Raw genomic sequence first — 16,886 nt, forward strand, 5'->3', positions numbered from 1 at the left:
GTTTAGAGATTAGTTACAAGAAGATTAGTTACAAGCGTCTTTTAAGGCTTTACCCGCTTTGAAAGCAGGTACTTTTGCTTCTGCGATTTGAATTTCTTCACCCGTTTTTGGGTTACGGCCTGTACGCGCTGCACGAGTACGAACACTGAATGTACCAAAACCAACTAGCGCCACTTGGTCACCAGTTTGAAGCGTACCACTTACCGCTTCGATGAATGCGTCTAGAGCACGGCCCGCTGACGCTTTAGAAATGTCTGCATTTTCTGCGATTTGTTCTACTAATTGAGTTTTATTCACTGTGTATTCCCCTTTGTGCCATCTGTGATTTTATTTTGTGATGACTTTCGTTCCATAAATAATAATTTTAGCTTCGCCCCTTATCCTTCAAGGCTGAGAGCTGTCCAAACTAACTTAGCGTCCAAAAAAAACGCTGACAAGCCTTTTTAAGCTTATCAGCGCAAACTTTTACTTATTTTTGCTGCATATCACTATTTTTCGATTGCAAACTCAACGCCTGCCGGGTCTCGCTCTAATGCAACTTTTAAGACTTCGTCAATCCACTGCACCGGAATGACCTTGAGATCCGCGATAACGTTGTCTGGAATCTCTTCCAAATCACGCTCGTTATCTTTAGGGATCAGTACCGTTTTAATGCCACCACGGTGTGCCGCAAGTAACTTTTCTTTAAGACCACCAATTGGCAATACTTCACCACGCAAGGTGATCTCACCAGTCATCGCAACTTCTGCTTTTACTGGGTTACCCGTCAAGCTCGATACAAGCGCAGTACACATTGCGATACCTGCACTTGGGCCATCTTTTGGTGTTGCGCCTTCAGGCACGTGGACATGAATGTCACGCTTCTCATAGAAATCGTTGTTGATTCCAAGCTTTTCTGCACGAGAGCGTACTACCGTCATTGCTGCTTGAATCGACTCTTGCATCACATCACCCAGAGAGCCAGTTTGCGTTAGCTTGCCTTTACCTGGCATCGATTGTGTTTCGATAGTAAGTAAGTCCCCACCGACCTCTGTCCAAGCTAAGCCTGTTACTTGTCCAATTCGGTTGCTTTCATCCGCCTTGCCGTAATCGAAACGTTGAACACCTAAGTACTCTTTTAGGTTATCCATAGTAACGGTGACTGACTTAATGTCTTTATCCAACAAGATATTTTTCACTGCTTTACGACAAATTTTAGAGATTTCACGCTCTAGGTTACGCACACCAGCTTCACGGGTGTAGTAACGGATAATGCCGATAATCGCTGAGTCCTCGAGAATAATTTCATTCGGTTTCAAACCATTACGCTGTACCTGTTTGTCAACCAAGTGGCGTTTCGCAATGTTAAGTTTTTCGTCTTCGGTATAACCAGATAGACGAATCACTTCCATACGGTCGAGTAGCGGCCCAGGTATATTCATCGAGTTTGACGTAGCAACAAACATCACGTCAGAGAGATCGTAGTCTACTTCTAAGTAATGATCGTTAAACGAGTTATTCTGTTCAGGATCGAGCACTTCAAGTAATGCAGATGACGGATCGCCACGCATATCCGATGCCATTTTGTCGATTTCATCCAATAGGAATAATGGGTTTTTCACCCCTACTTTCGACATTTTCTGGATAAGTTTACCCGGTAGTGAACCGATGTAAGTACGACGGTGACCGCGAATTTCCGCTTCATCTCGCACACCACCCAGCGCCATACGAACGTACTTACGACCCGTAGCAGACGCAATCGAGCGGCCAAGAGAAGTCTTACCGACACCCGGAGGACCAACAAGACAAAGGATCGGACCTTTCAGTTTGTTGATACGGTTTTGTACCGCCAAATATTCGAGAATACGCTCTTTTACACGCTCTAAACCGTAGTGATCTTCGTTAAGAATTTCTTCCGCTTTTGCTAGGTTTTTCTTCACTTTTGAGCGTTTTGCCCAAGGTACGCTGACCATCCAATCGATGTAGCTACGAACCACTGTCGCTTCTGCAGACATTGGAGACATCATCTTAAGCTTCTGTAGCTCTTGTTCTGTCTTCTCGCGTGCTTCTTGCGGCATTTTTGATTCTTCGATTTTTTTCTGCAGCGTTTCAAACTCATCTGGCGCGTCTTCCATCTCACCAAGTTCTTTCTGAATCGCTTTCATTTGCTCATTCAGATAGTACTCTCGCTGAGATTTTTCCATTTGTTTTTTAACGCGACCACGAATGCGTTTTTCAACTTGTAGCAGATCGATCTCCGACTCCATTTGGCCCATAAGGAATTCCAAACGTTCGGTCACATCAACAATTTCTAGAACTTGTTGTTTATCGACAAGCTTTAATGGCATATGCGCTGCGATGGTATCGGCCAGGCGAGCAGCTTCATCAATCCCATTGAGTGATGTAAGCACTTCCGGTGGGATCTTTTTATTGAGCTTAATGAAGCCTTCAAACTGGTTAATCGCGCTACGCACTATAACTTCTTGCTCACGCTCATCTAACTCTGGCGTGACGACAAACTCAGCCTCAGCAAGGAAGAAGTCACTCTCTTTGAAGTGATTTATTTTGGCACGCTGTTGACCTTCAACCAACACTTTTACCGTACCATCAGGAAGCTTAAGTAGCTGAAGAATGGTTGCGACAGTGCCCACTTCAAATAGATCGTCAACCGTTGGCTCATCAGTATCCGCTTGTTTTTGTGCCACAAGCAGAACTTGTTTGTTGGTTTCCATCGCTGTTTCTAAACAGCTAATCGACTTCTCACGACCAACAAACAATGGAATAACCATATGCGGGTAGACCACTACGTCACGTAGAGGTAATACCGGGATTTCGATACGCTCGGAACGTTCCAAGTTCATATAATTCTCTCTTCCGCTTTCACGTTTACGTATTACTTTAGGATTTATATGGGGGCTAATTATTTGGATTCAATAAGAGAAATAAAAAAAGGAGGTAATTACTTACCTCCTTTTTATTTGTGACTAACTTTATTCTGCGCCAGCGGCCTGATTATCAGAATTGCTGTATATCAGCAGCGGCTCTGACTCACCGTTAATGACGGATTCATCAATCACAACTTTACTGACATCTGTTGCAGATGGCAGTTCGTACATGGTCTCAAGAAGAACACCTTCAAGAATAGAACGTAGACCACGAGCACCTGTTTTACGCTCCATTGCTTTTTTAGCAATCGCGCGTAGTGCATCTTCGCGGAACTCCAGCTCTGCATCTTCAAGCTCAAACAGCGCTGCATATTGCTTGGTCAGTGCGTTCTTCGGCTCACATAGGATCTGAATTAACGCTTCTTCGTCAAGCTCAGTCAACGTTGTTGTCACTGGTAGACGACCGATAAATTCAGGTATCAAGCCATACTTCACTAAGTCTTCAGGCTCAACCTGCATAAATAGCTCACCAACGGTTTTAGATTCGTTTTTAGAACGAACTTCTGCGCCAAAACCGATACCAGTGCCTGTTGCAACACGCTGTTCAATGACTTTATCAAGGCCAGCAAATGCACCACCACAGATGAACAGAATCTTAGATGTGTCCACTTGGAGGAATTCTTGCTGAGGATGCTTACGACCACCTTGAGGCGGAACCGAAGCGACCGTACCTTCGATAAGTTTTAGCAGCGCCTGCTGAACACCTTCACCAGATACGTCACGCGTAATGGATGGGTTTTCAGCTTTACGCGAAATTTTGTCAATTTCATCTATGTATACAATACCACGTTCAGCTTTCGCGACGTCGTAATCACATTTTTGCAGAAGCTTTTGGATGATGTTTTCAACGTCTTCACCCACGTAACCGGCCTCGGTTAGTGTGGTTGCGTCTGCCATTGTAAATGGCACATCCAAGAATCGAGCTAGCGTCTCAGCAAGCAGCGTTTTACCACTACCCGTTGGACCAATCAAAAGGATGTTACTCTTACCAAGCTCCACACCTTCGCTCGTTGTATCACCATTGCGTAAACGCTTGTAGTGGTTATATACCGCAACTGCGAGCACTTTTTTTGCGTAATCTTGTCCGATCACATAGTCATCAAGGTGTTCACGGATCTGTTTAGGCGTTGGTAACGCTTCAGATTCTTTCTTAGGGAGAACATCCTTAATTTCTTCGCGAATAATATCGTTACATAGGTCGACACATTCGTCGCAAATGTAAACTGATGGACCTGCGATTAGCTTGCGAACTTCGTGCTGACTTTTGCCGCAGAAAGAACAGTACAGCAATTTACCGCTGCCACCTTCTTTGCTTTTATCTGTCATTCGCTAACCTCTTAGCCTTTACTCTTCATGAATGAGTGTATATCAATTTTAACCAAAATGCGCTGGCTAAATTACTCGCTCGATGGTTTAACACTGCATCCACGATACCGTATTCTACCGCTTGATCTGCTGACATGAAGTTATCACGGTCAGTGTCGCGTTCAATAATCTCGAGAGGCTGACCTGTGTGCTCTGCTAACAGGTTGTTTAGCTTCTGTTTAATCGTCAGAATTTCCTGCGCATGAATCTGAATATCAGAAGCCTGGCCTTGGAAACCACCCAACGGTTGGTGAATCATCACGCGTGAGTTTGGTAGAACGTAACGTTTACCAGCAGCACCGCCTGCCAACAGGAATGCACCCATTGAGCAAGCTTGCCCCATACAAACCGTGCTCACATTTGGCTTAATGAACTGCATGGTGTCATAAATAGACATACCCGCAGTCACGCTACCACCTGGAGAGTTGATGTATAGGAAGATATCTTTATCTGGATTTTCAGATTCTAGGAAAAGTAGCTGAGCCACGACAAGGTTTGCCATGTGGTCTTCCACTTGACCCGTTAAAAATATCACACGCTCTTTTAAAAGACGTGAATAGATGTCATAAGAGCGTTCGCCTCGGGAAGTTTGTTCAACCACCATTGGTACTAGTGCGTCCATAATTGGCGACATTGCATTTTTTTCTTGGTAGCTCATATTCTTATGTCCCTAAAATAAATGGCCCGGATGATGAGTATCATACGGACCATTGTTAGCAGAATAGTCAACGATAAGTCAACCTTCTACGCTAGATATTGCTTATTATGCAGCAGGTTGTTGTTGATTTAGAAGCTCGTTGAAGCCAACTTCTTTCTCAGTAACCTGTGCTTTAGCGATGATCGCGTCGATTGCTTGCTCTTCTAGTGCAACATTGCGCATGTTGTTCATCATCTCTTCGTTTTGCTCGTAGTAAGCAATAACTTCAGATGGATCTTCGTATGCTGTTGCCATTTCTTCAATCAGTGCTTTCACTTTTTCGTCGTCTGCTTTTAGCTCTTCAGACTTGATCACTTCACCAAGTAGAAGGCCAACCGCTACGCGACGTTTCGCTTGCTCTTCGAATAGTTCACGTGGAAGCTGAGCAGCTGCTTCTGGGTTACCACCAAAGCGTTGTGCCGCTTGTTGACGTAGAACTTGGATTTCTTGATCGATAAGTGCAGCAGGAACATCAATGTTGTTTTGCTCAACTAGACCTTCAATTGCTTGCTCTTTAATGCGGTTTTTAACTGCTTGCTTAAGTTCGCGTTCCATGTTTTTACGAACTTCCGCTTTAAGTGCGTCAATGCCACCTTCAACCACACCGAACTTAGCAACGAATTCGTCGTTAACTTCTGGAAGCTCTTGAGCTTCAACTTTGTTCACTTTGATAGCGAACTTAGCTGCTTTACCTTTTAGGTTTTCTGCGTGGTAATCTTCTGGGAAGTTAACATCGATGTCGAATTCCATACCAACAGTTTTACCTGCGATACCGTCTTCAAAACCAGGGATCATACGACCAGCGCCCATTTCTAGTGGGAAGTTTTCTGCTTTACCGCCTTCAAACTCTTCGCCGTCGATAGAACCAACAAAGTCGATACTTACGCGCTTGCCAGCTTCAGCTGCTTCGTCAACTTCAACCCAAGTTGCTTGTTGCTTACGTAGCGTCTCGATCATCTCTTCTACGTCAGCATCTTTTACTTCAGTTAGCGGTTTTTCAACAGTGATGTTGTCTAGACCTTGTAGTTCAACTTCTGGGTAAACTTCGAAAGTTGCTGTGAAGACTAGGTCTGCACCTTCTTTGTTTTCAACTGGAGCGAAAGTCGGAGCGCCCGCTGGGTTGATTTTCTCTTTAACGATCGCTTCGATGAAGTGGCGTTGCATTACTTCACCAAGCACGTCTTGACGTACTGTTTTACCGTACATCTGAGCAACCATTTTTAGAGGCACTTTACCTTTACGGAAACCATCAAAACGACGGTTTTTAGCGATATTGCGTAGTTCAGCTGTTACAGCATCTTCGATGTTTGCAGCTGGAACAGTAATGTTTAGACGGCGCTCTAGGCCCTCAAGCGTTTCAACAGTAACTTGCATTATATATAAACCTCTAAAGTGGCTCGGTTTTCCGAGCGTATGAGCGCCCCTCACCGGAGTGAACGCTTCATCCTTGTGTTGTGCTCTGTCCGAACACCTAATTTAAAGTCGAGTATCGATGCTGTGTATCAGCACCGGACTAATCAGTGATATCTTCAATACAAGCATCAAAGGTATCTCCTATTAGCCTCAGGACAGCGTTTTTAGACGCGACATTCTAGCGATCTGTTTCTAGCCTGTCGAGCCAATAGCCGCTATGTGAACACTGTCTGTGCTAAATTCTCGAAATAGTGCGTCATTTATCATAAAAAAGTGCGCAAATGATGCCTGAGCAACGCCAGCATATCTAGAATGGGGACAATAGCGACTTTTTCAAGGGAATCGACTGCTTTTTTTATTGAAAAGCCTAAAAAGAGATCTTGCTCTTGTTTTACTCCACAGAGTTGATAACGAAATCCCCAATCTATCTTACATACCGTTAACATCTATCAAGAGGGTCAAACAAAGGAAAAATAAATGCCGCAACGAAATCGTATTCTACTGATCTTTTTCGTCTTATATTTCCTCTGTGCCACCATTGGCGGGCATTGGGTGTGGCAATCGAGTTACCAATCATTGCTCAATAAACACCAATCGCAACTCGAACAATTCTCTAGTCATATCAAAAATAAGCTCGATAAGTACGCGCATATTCCTAACCTATTGGCAAAGGATGCTCCGTTATTTGATGTACTTCTTTATCCGAATAACACCGCTCAAATCGAAATCACGAACCGTTACCTAGAATCCGTGAATGAAGTCATTAAATCGGAAGACACGTATTTACTCGATCAGTGGGGAACGACGATTGCGGCGAGTAACTGGCGTAAAGAGCGTTCGTTCATTGGGCGAAATTTTGCTTTTCGTCCTTATTTCAAACAAGCAATCCTCGGAGAACAGAGTCAATATTACGCTCTTGGGTCTACATCCGGAAAACGGGGATATTATTACTCGTATCCTATTATTTATGCTGGTGGCGTACTTGGTGTCGTTGTCGTGAAAATGGATCTCAATAAAATTGAAGATAACTGGCAGCAATCCGATAGTGTCTTTGTTGCCAGCGATCCTAATGGCATTGTTTTCATGAGTAGTCGACCAGATTGGTTGTTTAAGAGCTTTCGCCCCCTGAGTACAATAAAAAAACAGCAAGTACTGGCAAGTCGACAATATCTCGATACCCCCATCGGGAGCCTAAATTTTTTGGGTAACCTCGATCTCCCCCACTCGGAGGTCAAACAAGGTTATCCCTACAACAAGGGAACTCTTGTGATTTCTTCGTTCCCTCTTAACGAACTGAAACTTACCATCAGTGTGCTTTCACCAAAGCAATCTATCGTCTGGGTGACTCTGGGTTACTTGCTTGTGCTGACCCTAACATTTGCGGTTTTGTTTCTGATCGGCCAATTAATTTATCACCGCCAACTTCGACATCTACAGGTGGAGCGCATCCAACAAGAAGCCAACCAAAAGCTGGAATATGAAGTCATGGCACGCACGGCAGAGTTACAAGCCGAGATTGCTCAACGTACTGATACTGAAAAGACGCTACGACTGACCCAAGATGAGTTGGTTCAAGCGGCAAAACTGGCGGTTCTGGGGCAAATGTCTGCAAGTATTAGCCACGAACTCAATAATCCGCTAGCTGCCATTCGTAGTTTTGCAGAAAATGGTAAGCTATTCTTACATAAAGAAAAGTTTGAACGTGTTGAAGACAATCTCACGCGAATTTCTGCACTCACCGACCGGATGGCCAACATCAGTCAGCAACTGCGTTCGTTCGCTAAAAAAACCAGCGGCGACGAGCTTACAAAGACTCGATTATTGCCCGTTATTGCCTCGGCAAAAGCGCTAATGAACCCAACGTTTAAATCGGCTCGAGTCAATTTAACTACCGAGTCACCGATTGAAGATACAGAGGTTTACATCAATACGATTCAGCTCGAACAAGTCCTTGTCAACCTACTCACCAATGCGATAGAGGCCGTCGCAGACCAGGACGATAAACAGGTTTGGCTGTCGGTTGAATATGAACATCCATCCAACAAGGTCATGGTTCATATTGATGATAATGGACCAGGCCTAGGCCCCCTTACACTGAATGAACTTTGTGAGCCTTTTTTAACCACTAAGAAAAATGGACTGGGTTTGGGGCTCGCAATATCAAAACAAATTTTAGCGGGAATGAATGGGCAACTGATCGCACAGAATCGTTTGCAAGGGGGAGCGCGATTCTCTCTTTGTTTACCCATGACTTCTACTCTGCCACAACAATCAGAAGGATGAGAGCATGTGCCAGGTGTTTTTTATTGATGATGAAGCCGATCTCAGACTGGCAATAGAACAAACGTTTGAGTTAGCGGAGATCGACGCACAGTTCTTTTCCGATGCAGAATCCGCACTACTGGCGATAAAAAGCGGGGCTAACCCTGGGGTTGTCGTTACCGATATCTGCTTACCGGGAATATCCGGCATGGACTTACTTAATACTGTGGTTCAACGGGATAGTCACCTACCCGTCATTATGATCACCGGTCATGGTGATATTTCGATGGCGGTCACCGCTTTGCATCAGGCGCTTACGATTTCATCGAAAAGCCGTTTTCTCCGGAACATTTAGTTGAGACGGTAAAACGAGCCATAGAGAAGCGTCGTTTGACGAATGAAAATGAAAAGCTTCGCCAATCCCTAAAAGCCAGCCAAGCGCTGGGACCCAGAATCATCGGTGAAACGACCAGTATCCAAACACTGCGCGATACGATCACGCACATTGCCGACACCGACGCAGATGTTCTCTTATTTGGTGAAACCGGAACCGGTAAGGAGTTGATCGCTCGGTCGTTACACGAACAGAGCTCACGTAGGAATCATAATTTTGTTGCCGTTAACTGCGGTGCAGTGCCAGAAAATTTGATTGAAAGTGAATTGTACGGACATGAAAGAGGCGCATTTACCGGAGCAGAAAGTCGCCGAATCGGTAAATTTGAGTTTGCCCAAGGGGGAACACTGTTCTTAGATGAAATTGAATCCATGCCTATCCAAGCGCAAATTCGCTTGTTACGAGTCTTGCAAGAGCGCGCCATTGAGCGCGTCGGTTCAAACGAACTCATTTCTTTGGACATTCGCGTCATCGCAGCAACCAAAGTGAACTTAAAGCAAGCGGCTGAACAAGGCAGCTTTCGACAAGATCTCTACTATCGCCTAAATGTCGTCACGCTCGATCTACCACCATTACGCGATCGTAAAGAAGACATTCCTGCGCTCTTTCACCACTTCCTTTTAGTTGCGGCCTCTCGATACGGCAAAAGCTCCCCTAGCCTATCATGCCAAGACCTTGCAGCGCTGATGTCCCATGATTGGCCTGGCAATGTACGCGAATTAAGAAACGCAGCCGAACGCTTTGTCTTGCTTGGCAAACTGATTCAACTTAGTGATGCCACGCCTTCTCATTCATCGTCTCGCAGTTTAATGGAACAGGTAGCTGAATTTGAGAAAGCTGCCATTGAGCAAGCACTGCTAGAGAATAACGGCAGCATTAAGCAAACCATGACACAGTTGAATGTGCCTCGAAAAACCTTATACGACAAAATGCAACGCTATCAATTAGATAAAGATCTGTATAAATAAAATGCAACGCTATCAATTAGATAAAGATCTGTATAAATAAAATGCAACACGCAACTTGGTGTTCTATCCAGTCTAGCTAATACTTAGTGATACGGTACGACTGGGTCGCTAGGTTGATAAATAAATAGGCGATAAGTGAACAAGTAGGCGATGAATGAGAAAGTAAGAATCCCCATCATTACCGATACTGTTGTTGTAAATGGACAATACCGAGAAGAACGTCGATGTAGTCCTGACAGGCGTAAAAAAACCACTAAGAAATGGCGTGGTTATGAACGTAGGTTTCATCCCGATCCAAGAAAGCGTGGTTTTAAATCTATAGACGAAGAGGTGTGACGAGTCACACCTCTTTTTTTGGAGGGTTAGCTTATTCTCTTTGCTCAATTCACTGGTTAAAAAAACACGCCCTAAATAACAATAAGGGTCACTTCGTGATGATTTCTGGCCCCATTAGGGTGGTTGGTAACCAAGTCGAAACCCAAGGCACGTACGTAACGATAATCAAGAAGAGGAACATCACCGCTACCCATGGCAATGCAGCTTTGACCACATTCATCATCGACATTTTCGCCACGCCTGCGGTCACGAACAAGTTGAGCCCAACTGGTGGCGTTATCATCCCGATTTCCATGTTTACCACCATCATAATGCCTAGATGAATCGGATCAATGCCCAGTGCGATTGCTATCGGAAAGACCAACGGAGCCACAATGATCAGCAAACCAGAAGGCTCCATAAACTGTCCACCAATAAGCAGCAACACGTTGACAACAATTAAGAAAGTGATCGGCCCTAAACCTGCGGACAGCATGGCTTCGGTAATCATTTGCGGAATGCGCTCTTCTGTCAGTACATGCTTCAAAATCAACGCATTTGCAATGATGAACAACAGCATGATCGTTAACTTGCCAGCTTCAAAAAGCGTTTGTTTAGTATCACTGTGAACGAAAGCGTGTAGAACTTTTACAACCGCAGGTTTGGTATTTTGCTTATCGGCAAATGGTCCCATGTCTTTATAGACAAAATTGGCGATAAAAAACGAGTAGACTGCGGCAACCGCTGCGGCTTCGGTAGGAGTAAAAATCCCGCCATAAATACCGCCCAAAATGATCACCACCAGCAGCAAGCCCCAAATGGCATCTTTGGCAGAAGTAAAGGTCTCCTTCCAACCAACGAACGGTTGTTTGGGTAGGTTCTTGATCCGAGCTGCAATATAAATCGCAATCATCAACATAACGCCCGCTAACAGCCCTGGGATCACGCCACCTAAAAACATCCGCCCAACAGAAACATCCGTTGCTGCGGCATACACGACCATCACAATAGAAGGAGGAATCAGAATACCGAGAGTCCCGGCATTACAAATAACACCAGCGGCAAATTCTTTTGAGTAACCATTTTTAATCATCCCCGCAATCACGATGCTACCTATCGCCACAACCGTCGCAGGCGATGATCCAGAGAGTGCTGCAAACATCATACATGCCACCACTGACGCCATCGCCAGACCGCCACGGAACCAACCAACGATCGCTATAGCAAAACGGATAATTCGCTTTGCGACACCGCCCGTCGACATAAAGCTTGATGCCAGAATAAAGAATGGAATAGCAAGTAAGGTGTAATGTCCCTCAAAGGCGTTAAATAACGTTTGAGCGACCGACGCCAATGAGGCGTCTGAATGCAGCATTAAAAATAAGATACTGGATAAGCCCAATGACACCGCAATCGGCACGCCAATAAGCATAAAGCCGATAACCATCGCAAATAACAATAAAATATCCATGACTTAGCGCTCCTTGCGGTGAGTGTCGTTTTGTTGAGATGACATAACGTCGCCTGCGTCTTTGAGCTCTTCTTTTAGTGCGTCTAGCTCCTCTTCTGCTTCATGTCCGGAGATTAAGCGGTCGAGATTGCCAATTGCAATCTGGTACGTGGCTTGTGCAAAGCGAAACGTCAGCAACGCCATCCCAATCGGTAATGCCATATAAGGAATAAACCTGGGCATCTTTTCATAACGCTCGCCTTCGTTGAACCAATCAGACATGAACTGGAGTATGTCTGGCATGGGGATATCATCGGTTTCGTACCACGCTCGCTCGGTCGCGAACGGATACCAGTAATTCCAAGAACCAATTAACAACAATATTGAAAACGCTAAACAGCAAGCCGCTGCGGCTAAAGCGAGCAACTTTCGACGTTTTTCAGGGAAAAGATTGATGATGACATCAACCCCAATGTGAAAGTGTTTTTTAACACCGTAAGAGGCACCGACCAATACCATCCAGGCGAAGATAAAAACCGTTACTTCCACAGCCCAAAGAATATTGTCATTAAAAACATAACGCATCACGACATTGACAAAAGTCAGCATCGTCATCGCACCGAGAAAAAAGGCGATCAAGGTTTCTTCGACCTTGTCAGTAAATTGCCCGACTTTCTCAAAAAATGATTGTTCCATGTTAAACATCGCTCGAATCAGGTAAATGTGGCTTTTTGGAGCCTCTTAAATCAATCACCTAAAGGCAGTGATTGAACAATAAACCGGGTTCAATAAAAGGGGACAAAAAAATCATATTGAACCCAGTATATTGGGTTTGTTATTTTTGATTTGCTTGCATGGCTGCATTGAGCAAATCTGAACCAATGTCTTTCTCAAACTTCTCCCATACTGGCTTAAGCGCGGTAACCCATTCCTGACGCTGCTCTGGGGTAAGCTCTCGAACGACACCGCCTGCTTCAATAACATACTGTTTGTTTTGCTGTTCGACACGGTTAGATTCCGCATTACGAGTTTCTGTCACTTCTCTAAGGATAGTGGCAAGTTGATCACGCATATCATCAGGCAGCCCTTCCCACCATTTCGAAGACGTGACCACTAAGTAATCCAAAATACCGTGGTTGGTTTCAGTGATACCATCTTGCACTTCGAAGAACTTCTTACCGTAAATGTTTGACCAGGTATTTTCTTGGCCGTCGATAACCTTGGTTTGCAGCCCACCATAAACTTCTGCAAACGACATTTTTTGTGGGTTTGCGCCCAGTTGTTCAAATTGTGCCACCAATACATCAGAGGCTTGAACGCGGAACTTGAGACCTTTCGCATCATCAGGATGAATAAGTGGCTTATTGGCAGAAATTTGCTTCATGCCGTTATGCCAAAACTCAAGCCCTTTGATACCACGGCGATTCATCGCGTTTTTGAGTTTTTCACCAGCCTCTGAACTTTGGAATCGGTCAACAGCATCGACGTCATCAAAAAGAAACGGAAGATCAAACAGGCGGAATTTTTTGGTGAACTTTTCAAACTTCGACAACGATGGAGCGGCAAGTTGGACATCGCCGTTGAGCATCGCTTCAAGCACTTTGTCATCATCGTAAAGGGTGGAGTTGGGGAACACCTGCATACACGCTTTGCCGTTCATTTCTTCGTTAACGCGTTTCTCTAATAACGAAGCAGCAATCCCTTTCGGATGTTTGTCTGTGTTGGTTACATGGCTGAATTTGATGACCATTTCACCTGGGTCACAATTGGCGGCAGCATTGAAACTGGTAACAGCAAGAATGGAAGCAGATAGTAGGGTTAAAGGCTTAAACATTATTATTCTCCTTGATAAATGTACAACCCCATCACTGGGTGTTGATACATTAACTAGAGCAATAAGCGCACCATGTTTTAAACATTAACTTTTATATTATATTTCAATAACTTAATTTGATATGAGATTTTCAAAGTTACCCAGATCACAGAACGATTTTTGAAATGGGTGAAATTCACCCAAAGTAAATGGGTAAGTGGGTGGATTTACACACATTCGATAACATGCCCACCAATAAAAATGGCAGCTTGTCAGCTGCCATTTTTTCATCGATTAAAATACGTCTAGCGTACTCGACTGATGAAGTTAGTGAAACTCGATACGCTGCTCTGTCGATGCATCAAAGAAAACCGCCTTGGATAAATCGAAGTGCAGCGGTGCAACCTGCCCGACTTTGACATCAAACTCCGGCGACAAACGGCAAGCCACTTCTTGATCGTTAACCTTAATCATCGCAATCGTATCTGGACCCGTTGGCTCAAGCACCTCTAACTGTAAATCGAGCTGTGTTGTCGCAGCAGATTCTAGATTTTCACTGTCAGTAATGTGCTCTGGGCGTAGGCCAATCACTACCTCTTTACCATCTTGCTTACGCATGGATTCGGGTAGCTTGATGTGATGCTCCTGCGCATTACCGCCTCTAACTTTGATCACAGGATTATCCTGTTCATCTAGATCAACCATCGTTTTGATGAAGTTCATCGAAGGCGAACCCATAAAACCCGCAACAAACATATTATTAGGCTTGTTGTAGATTTCTTGAGGAGTCCCTAATTGCTGTAACTCACCATCTTTCATGACCGCAATACGGTCTGCCAGCGTCATCGCTTCAATCTGATCATGCGTTACATACACGATGGTTGTATTCAACTGCTGATGCAGACGCTTGATCTGATGACGCATCTCCACTCGCAACTTAGCATCTAGGTTCGATAATGGTTCATCAAACAAATACAACTTCGGACGCCTTGCGAGCGCACGCCCCATTGCAACACGTTGTCTCTGACCGCCCGATAACTGCGAAGGCTTACGGTCGAGCAAGTGGTCGATTTGCAGCATTTCCGCCACTCGCTCCACCTCAGCATCGATCGCCTCTTTCGCCATCTTGCGGATCTTGAGACCAAATTCGATATTGCCTCGTACCGTCATATTGGGATACAGAGCGTAAGATTGAAACACCATCGCGATATCGCGATCTTTAGGCTCTACATCAGACACATTATTACCGTCGATTACGATGTCACCAGAGCTGATATTCTCTAAACCAGCAATGGTATTCATGAGTGTCGATTTTCCACAACCAGACGGCCCGACCAAGATAAGAAATTCACCAGAATCAATGCTGATATCGATGCCTTTTAAGGTCTCTTGTTCCGCTTTTGGATAGGTTTTACGGATTTGTTTAAGTTCGAGTGTTGCCATGATAATTATCCTTTTACCGATCCAGCCGTTAGGCCACGAACAAAGTATTTTCCTGCTAATACATAAACTAATAACGTTGGTAACGCGGCAATTATCGCCGCCGCCATATCGACGTTGTACTCTTTCACACCTGTACTGGTATTGACCAAATTGTTTAACGCAACGGTGATAGCTGCGTTTCAGAGCCCGAATAAACCACGCCAAACAAGAAGTCGTTCCAAATCGCGGTAAACTGCCAGATAACCGTCACCATGATGATTGGGGTCGAGATTGGCAGTAGAATTTTAAAGAAAATGGTAAAGAAGCCTGCTCCATCCAATTTCGCGGCTTTAACCAATTCATCTGGAATACTGATGTAAAAATTACGAAAGAACAGTGTCGTAAAGGCCATACCATAAATAACATGAACGATGACCAGGCCTGTGGTGGTATTCGCCAATCCCAACTTACCCAACACCGCAGCCATTGGCAGCAAGATAACTTGAAACGGAATAAAACAACCAAACAACAACAAGCTGAAAAACAGATTTGACCCACGGAATTGCCACTTGGTCACAACGTAACCGTTAAATGCACCGAGCAAGGTCGAGATCGCCACTGCTGGAATCACCATTTGGAAAGAATTCCAGAAATACCCTTTTACCCCTTCACACTTAACGCCGGTACAGGCACTGTCCCAGGCTTTATGCCACGCACCAAATACCCACTCGGTCGGTAAGCTCATCAAATTGCCAGCTTTAATGTCTGGCAATGTTTTGAATGACGTAATCACCATCACAAACAGAGGCATTAGATAAAAAAAGCAAAAGAACACCAAACCTGAGTAAATAAACAGTCGAGAGAGATTTACATTGCGCATCATGATTTTTTCTCCCTAAGCTCTGAATACAAGTAAGGCACTAAAATGGCGAGAATACCCGCGAGCATCATCATCGCACTGGCTGCCCCCAAACCTATCTGGCCACGAGTAAATGAGTGGGCATACATAAACAGGGCGGGCAAATCGGAAGAGTAGCCGGGCCCACCAGCCGTCATCGCAGTCACCAGATCAAAGCTCTTAATCGCAATATGTGATGTGATGATCACCGAACTGAAAAACACGGGTCGTAAACAAGGCATGATAATGCGCCAGTAGATAGTTGGCAGACCAGCACCGTCAATTTGCGCGGCTTTAATGATCGATGAATCGATGCCACGTAACCCAGCGAGAAACATCGCCATGACAAAACCTGATGACTGCCACACTGCGGCAATTACTAAGGTGTATACCGACATTTCAGAGTTCACCAACCAGTCGAACTCGAAGTTGCTAAATCCCCAATCTTGCATCAGTTTCTCAATCCCCAGACCTGGGTTGAGAATCCATTTCCATGCCGTACCGGTGACAATAAAAGAGAGTGCCATCGGATAGAGATAAATCGTACGAATCGCCCCTTCCTGACGGATATTTTGATCGAGTAAGATAGCGAGGCCCACGCCAAGTGCAATAGCGATGAGCATAAACAACAAGCCAAAGATACCAAGGTTAGTGATAGAAGTGACCCAACGGTCGTTTTCCATCAACTTTGCGTACTGGTCAAAACCAACAAAATTGAAACTTGGCAAAAAACGGGAGTTGGTGATAGATAGCGCCGCCGTCCAGAAAATGTAACCGTAGATACAAACCACAGTGACTAAAACCGTCGGGGCAAGAACAATCTTCGGTAGCCAATGTTGAAGTCTATCCGCCAAACTTCGTTTTGCTTGAGACTTCTTTGGATACTGATTTACAACGTGCTCCATAACGAATCCTTACGTCTTAAAAAAGAAGGTCGAACAGGCTCCCTACAAGCCTATACGACC

Annotated in this window: 12 protein-coding genes and 2 pseudogenes; 2 read left to right on the forward strand and 12 right to left on the reverse strand. The window is 44.7% G+C overall.

Features of this window, described 5'->3' with window-relative positions; translation table 11 throughout:
- Nucleotides 1-24: 24 nt before the first annotated feature.
- The 6 genes from SU60_RS02565 to SU60_RS22205 all read right to left on the reverse strand — a co-directional run bounded on the left by SU60_RS02565 (nt 25) and on the right by SU60_RS22205 (nt 6,845).
- Nucleotides 25-297 (reverse strand): HU family DNA-binding protein, encoded by a 273-nt coding sequence (locus SU60_RS02565; protein WP_041154183.1) that lies wholly within the window; start codon nt 295-297, stop codon nt 25-27.
- A gap of 191 nt (nt 298-488) precedes the next feature.
- Nucleotides 489-2,840 (reverse strand): endopeptidase La, encoded by a 2,352-nt coding sequence (lon, locus tag SU60_RS02570; RefSeq protein ID WP_041154184.1) that lies wholly within the window; start codon nt 2,838-2,840, stop codon nt 489-491.
- Between the two features lie 129 nt (nt 2,841-2,969).
- Nucleotides 2,970-4,250 carry an ATP-dependent protease ATP-binding subunit ClpX gene (gene clpX, locus SU60_RS02575; RefSeq protein ID WP_041154185.1) on the reverse strand — a complete coding sequence of 427 codons (1,281 nt, stop codon included), beginning with the start codon at nt 4,248-4,250 and terminating at the stop codon, nt 2,970-2,972.
- 25 nt (nt 4,251-4,275) lie between these two features.
- A complete protein-coding gene (clpP, locus tag SU60_RS02580; RefSeq protein WP_052481464.1) occupies nt 4,276-4,947 on the reverse strand; it encodes an ATP-dependent Clp endopeptidase proteolytic subunit ClpP in 672 nt (223 codons plus the stop codon).
- A 105-nt stretch (nt 4,948-5,052) separates the two neighbouring features.
- Complete coding sequence (tig, locus tag SU60_RS02585; protein WP_041154186.1) at nt 5,053-6,360, reverse strand: trigger factor; 1,308 nt, start codon at nt 6,358-6,360, stop codon at nt 5,053-5,055.
- A gap of 302 nt (nt 6,361-6,662) precedes the next feature.
- Nucleotides 6,663-6,845 carry a hypothetical protein gene (locus SU60_RS22205; RefSeq protein WP_084735534.1) on the reverse strand — a complete coding sequence of 61 codons (183 nt, stop codon included), beginning with the start codon at nt 6,843-6,845 and terminating at the stop codon, nt 6,663-6,665.
- Nucleotides 6,846-6,876: 31 nt separating this feature from the next.
- On the opposite strand from SU60_RS22205, the gene SU60_RS02590 reads away from it, so the two are divergent.
- On the forward strand, nt 6,877-8,682 hold the full coding sequence (locus SU60_RS02590) for a sensor histidine kinase (RefSeq protein ID WP_041154187.1): 1,806 nt from the start codon (nt 6,877-6,879) through the stop codon (nt 8,680-8,682).
- Between the two features lie 4 nt (nt 8,683-8,686).
- A pseudogene (locus SU60_RS02595) lies at nt 8,687-10,023 on the forward strand (sigma-54-dependent transcriptional regulator).
- A gap of 424 nt (nt 10,024-10,447) precedes the next feature.
- Here SU60_RS02595 and SU60_RS02600 read toward each other — a convergent pair.
- The 6 genes and pseudogenes from SU60_RS02600 to SU60_RS02625 all read right to left on the reverse strand — a co-directional run bounded on the left by SU60_RS02600 (nt 10,448) and on the right by SU60_RS02625 (nt 16,826).
- Nucleotides 10,448-11,809: a TRAP transporter large permease gene (locus tag SU60_RS02600; protein WP_041154188.1), complete on the reverse strand. Its 1,362-nt coding sequence runs from the start codon at nt 11,807-11,809 to the stop codon at nt 10,448-10,450.
- 3 nt (nt 11,810-11,812) lie between these two features.
- Complete coding sequence (locus SU60_RS02605; protein WP_041154290.1) at nt 11,813-12,484, reverse strand: TRAP transporter small permease; 672 nt, start codon at nt 12,482-12,484, stop codon at nt 11,813-11,815.
- Nucleotides 12,485-12,623: 139 nt separating this feature from the next.
- Complete coding sequence (locus tag SU60_RS02610; protein WP_041154189.1) at nt 12,624-13,622, reverse strand: TRAP transporter substrate-binding protein; 999 nt, start codon at nt 13,620-13,622, stop codon at nt 12,624-12,626.
- A 306-nt stretch (nt 13,623-13,928) separates the two neighbouring features.
- Entirely contained in the window at nt 13,929-15,044 is a 1,116-nt protein-coding gene (locus SU60_RS02615) for an ABC transporter ATP-binding protein (protein ID WP_041154190.1), read from the reverse strand.
- A gap of 5 nt (nt 15,045-15,049) precedes the next feature.
- Nucleotides 15,050-15,906: pseudogene (locus tag SU60_RS02620) on the reverse strand (carbohydrate ABC transporter permease).
- The gene (locus tag SU60_RS02625; protein WP_041154191.1) at nt 15,903-16,826 is read right to left on the reverse strand and encodes a carbohydrate ABC transporter permease; all 924 of its coding nucleotides are present in this window, start codon (nt 16,824-16,826) and stop codon (nt 15,903-15,905) included. Before SU60_RS02625 ends, SU60_RS02620 begins: the two are co-directional and overlap by 4 nt.
- Between the last annotated feature and the right edge of the window lie 60 nt (nt 16,827-16,886).

It is taken from the genome of Vibrio mytili, from assembly GCF_000830505.1.
GTDB lineage: Bacteria > Pseudomonadota > Gammaproteobacteria > Enterobacterales > Vibrionaceae > Vibrio > Vibrio mytili.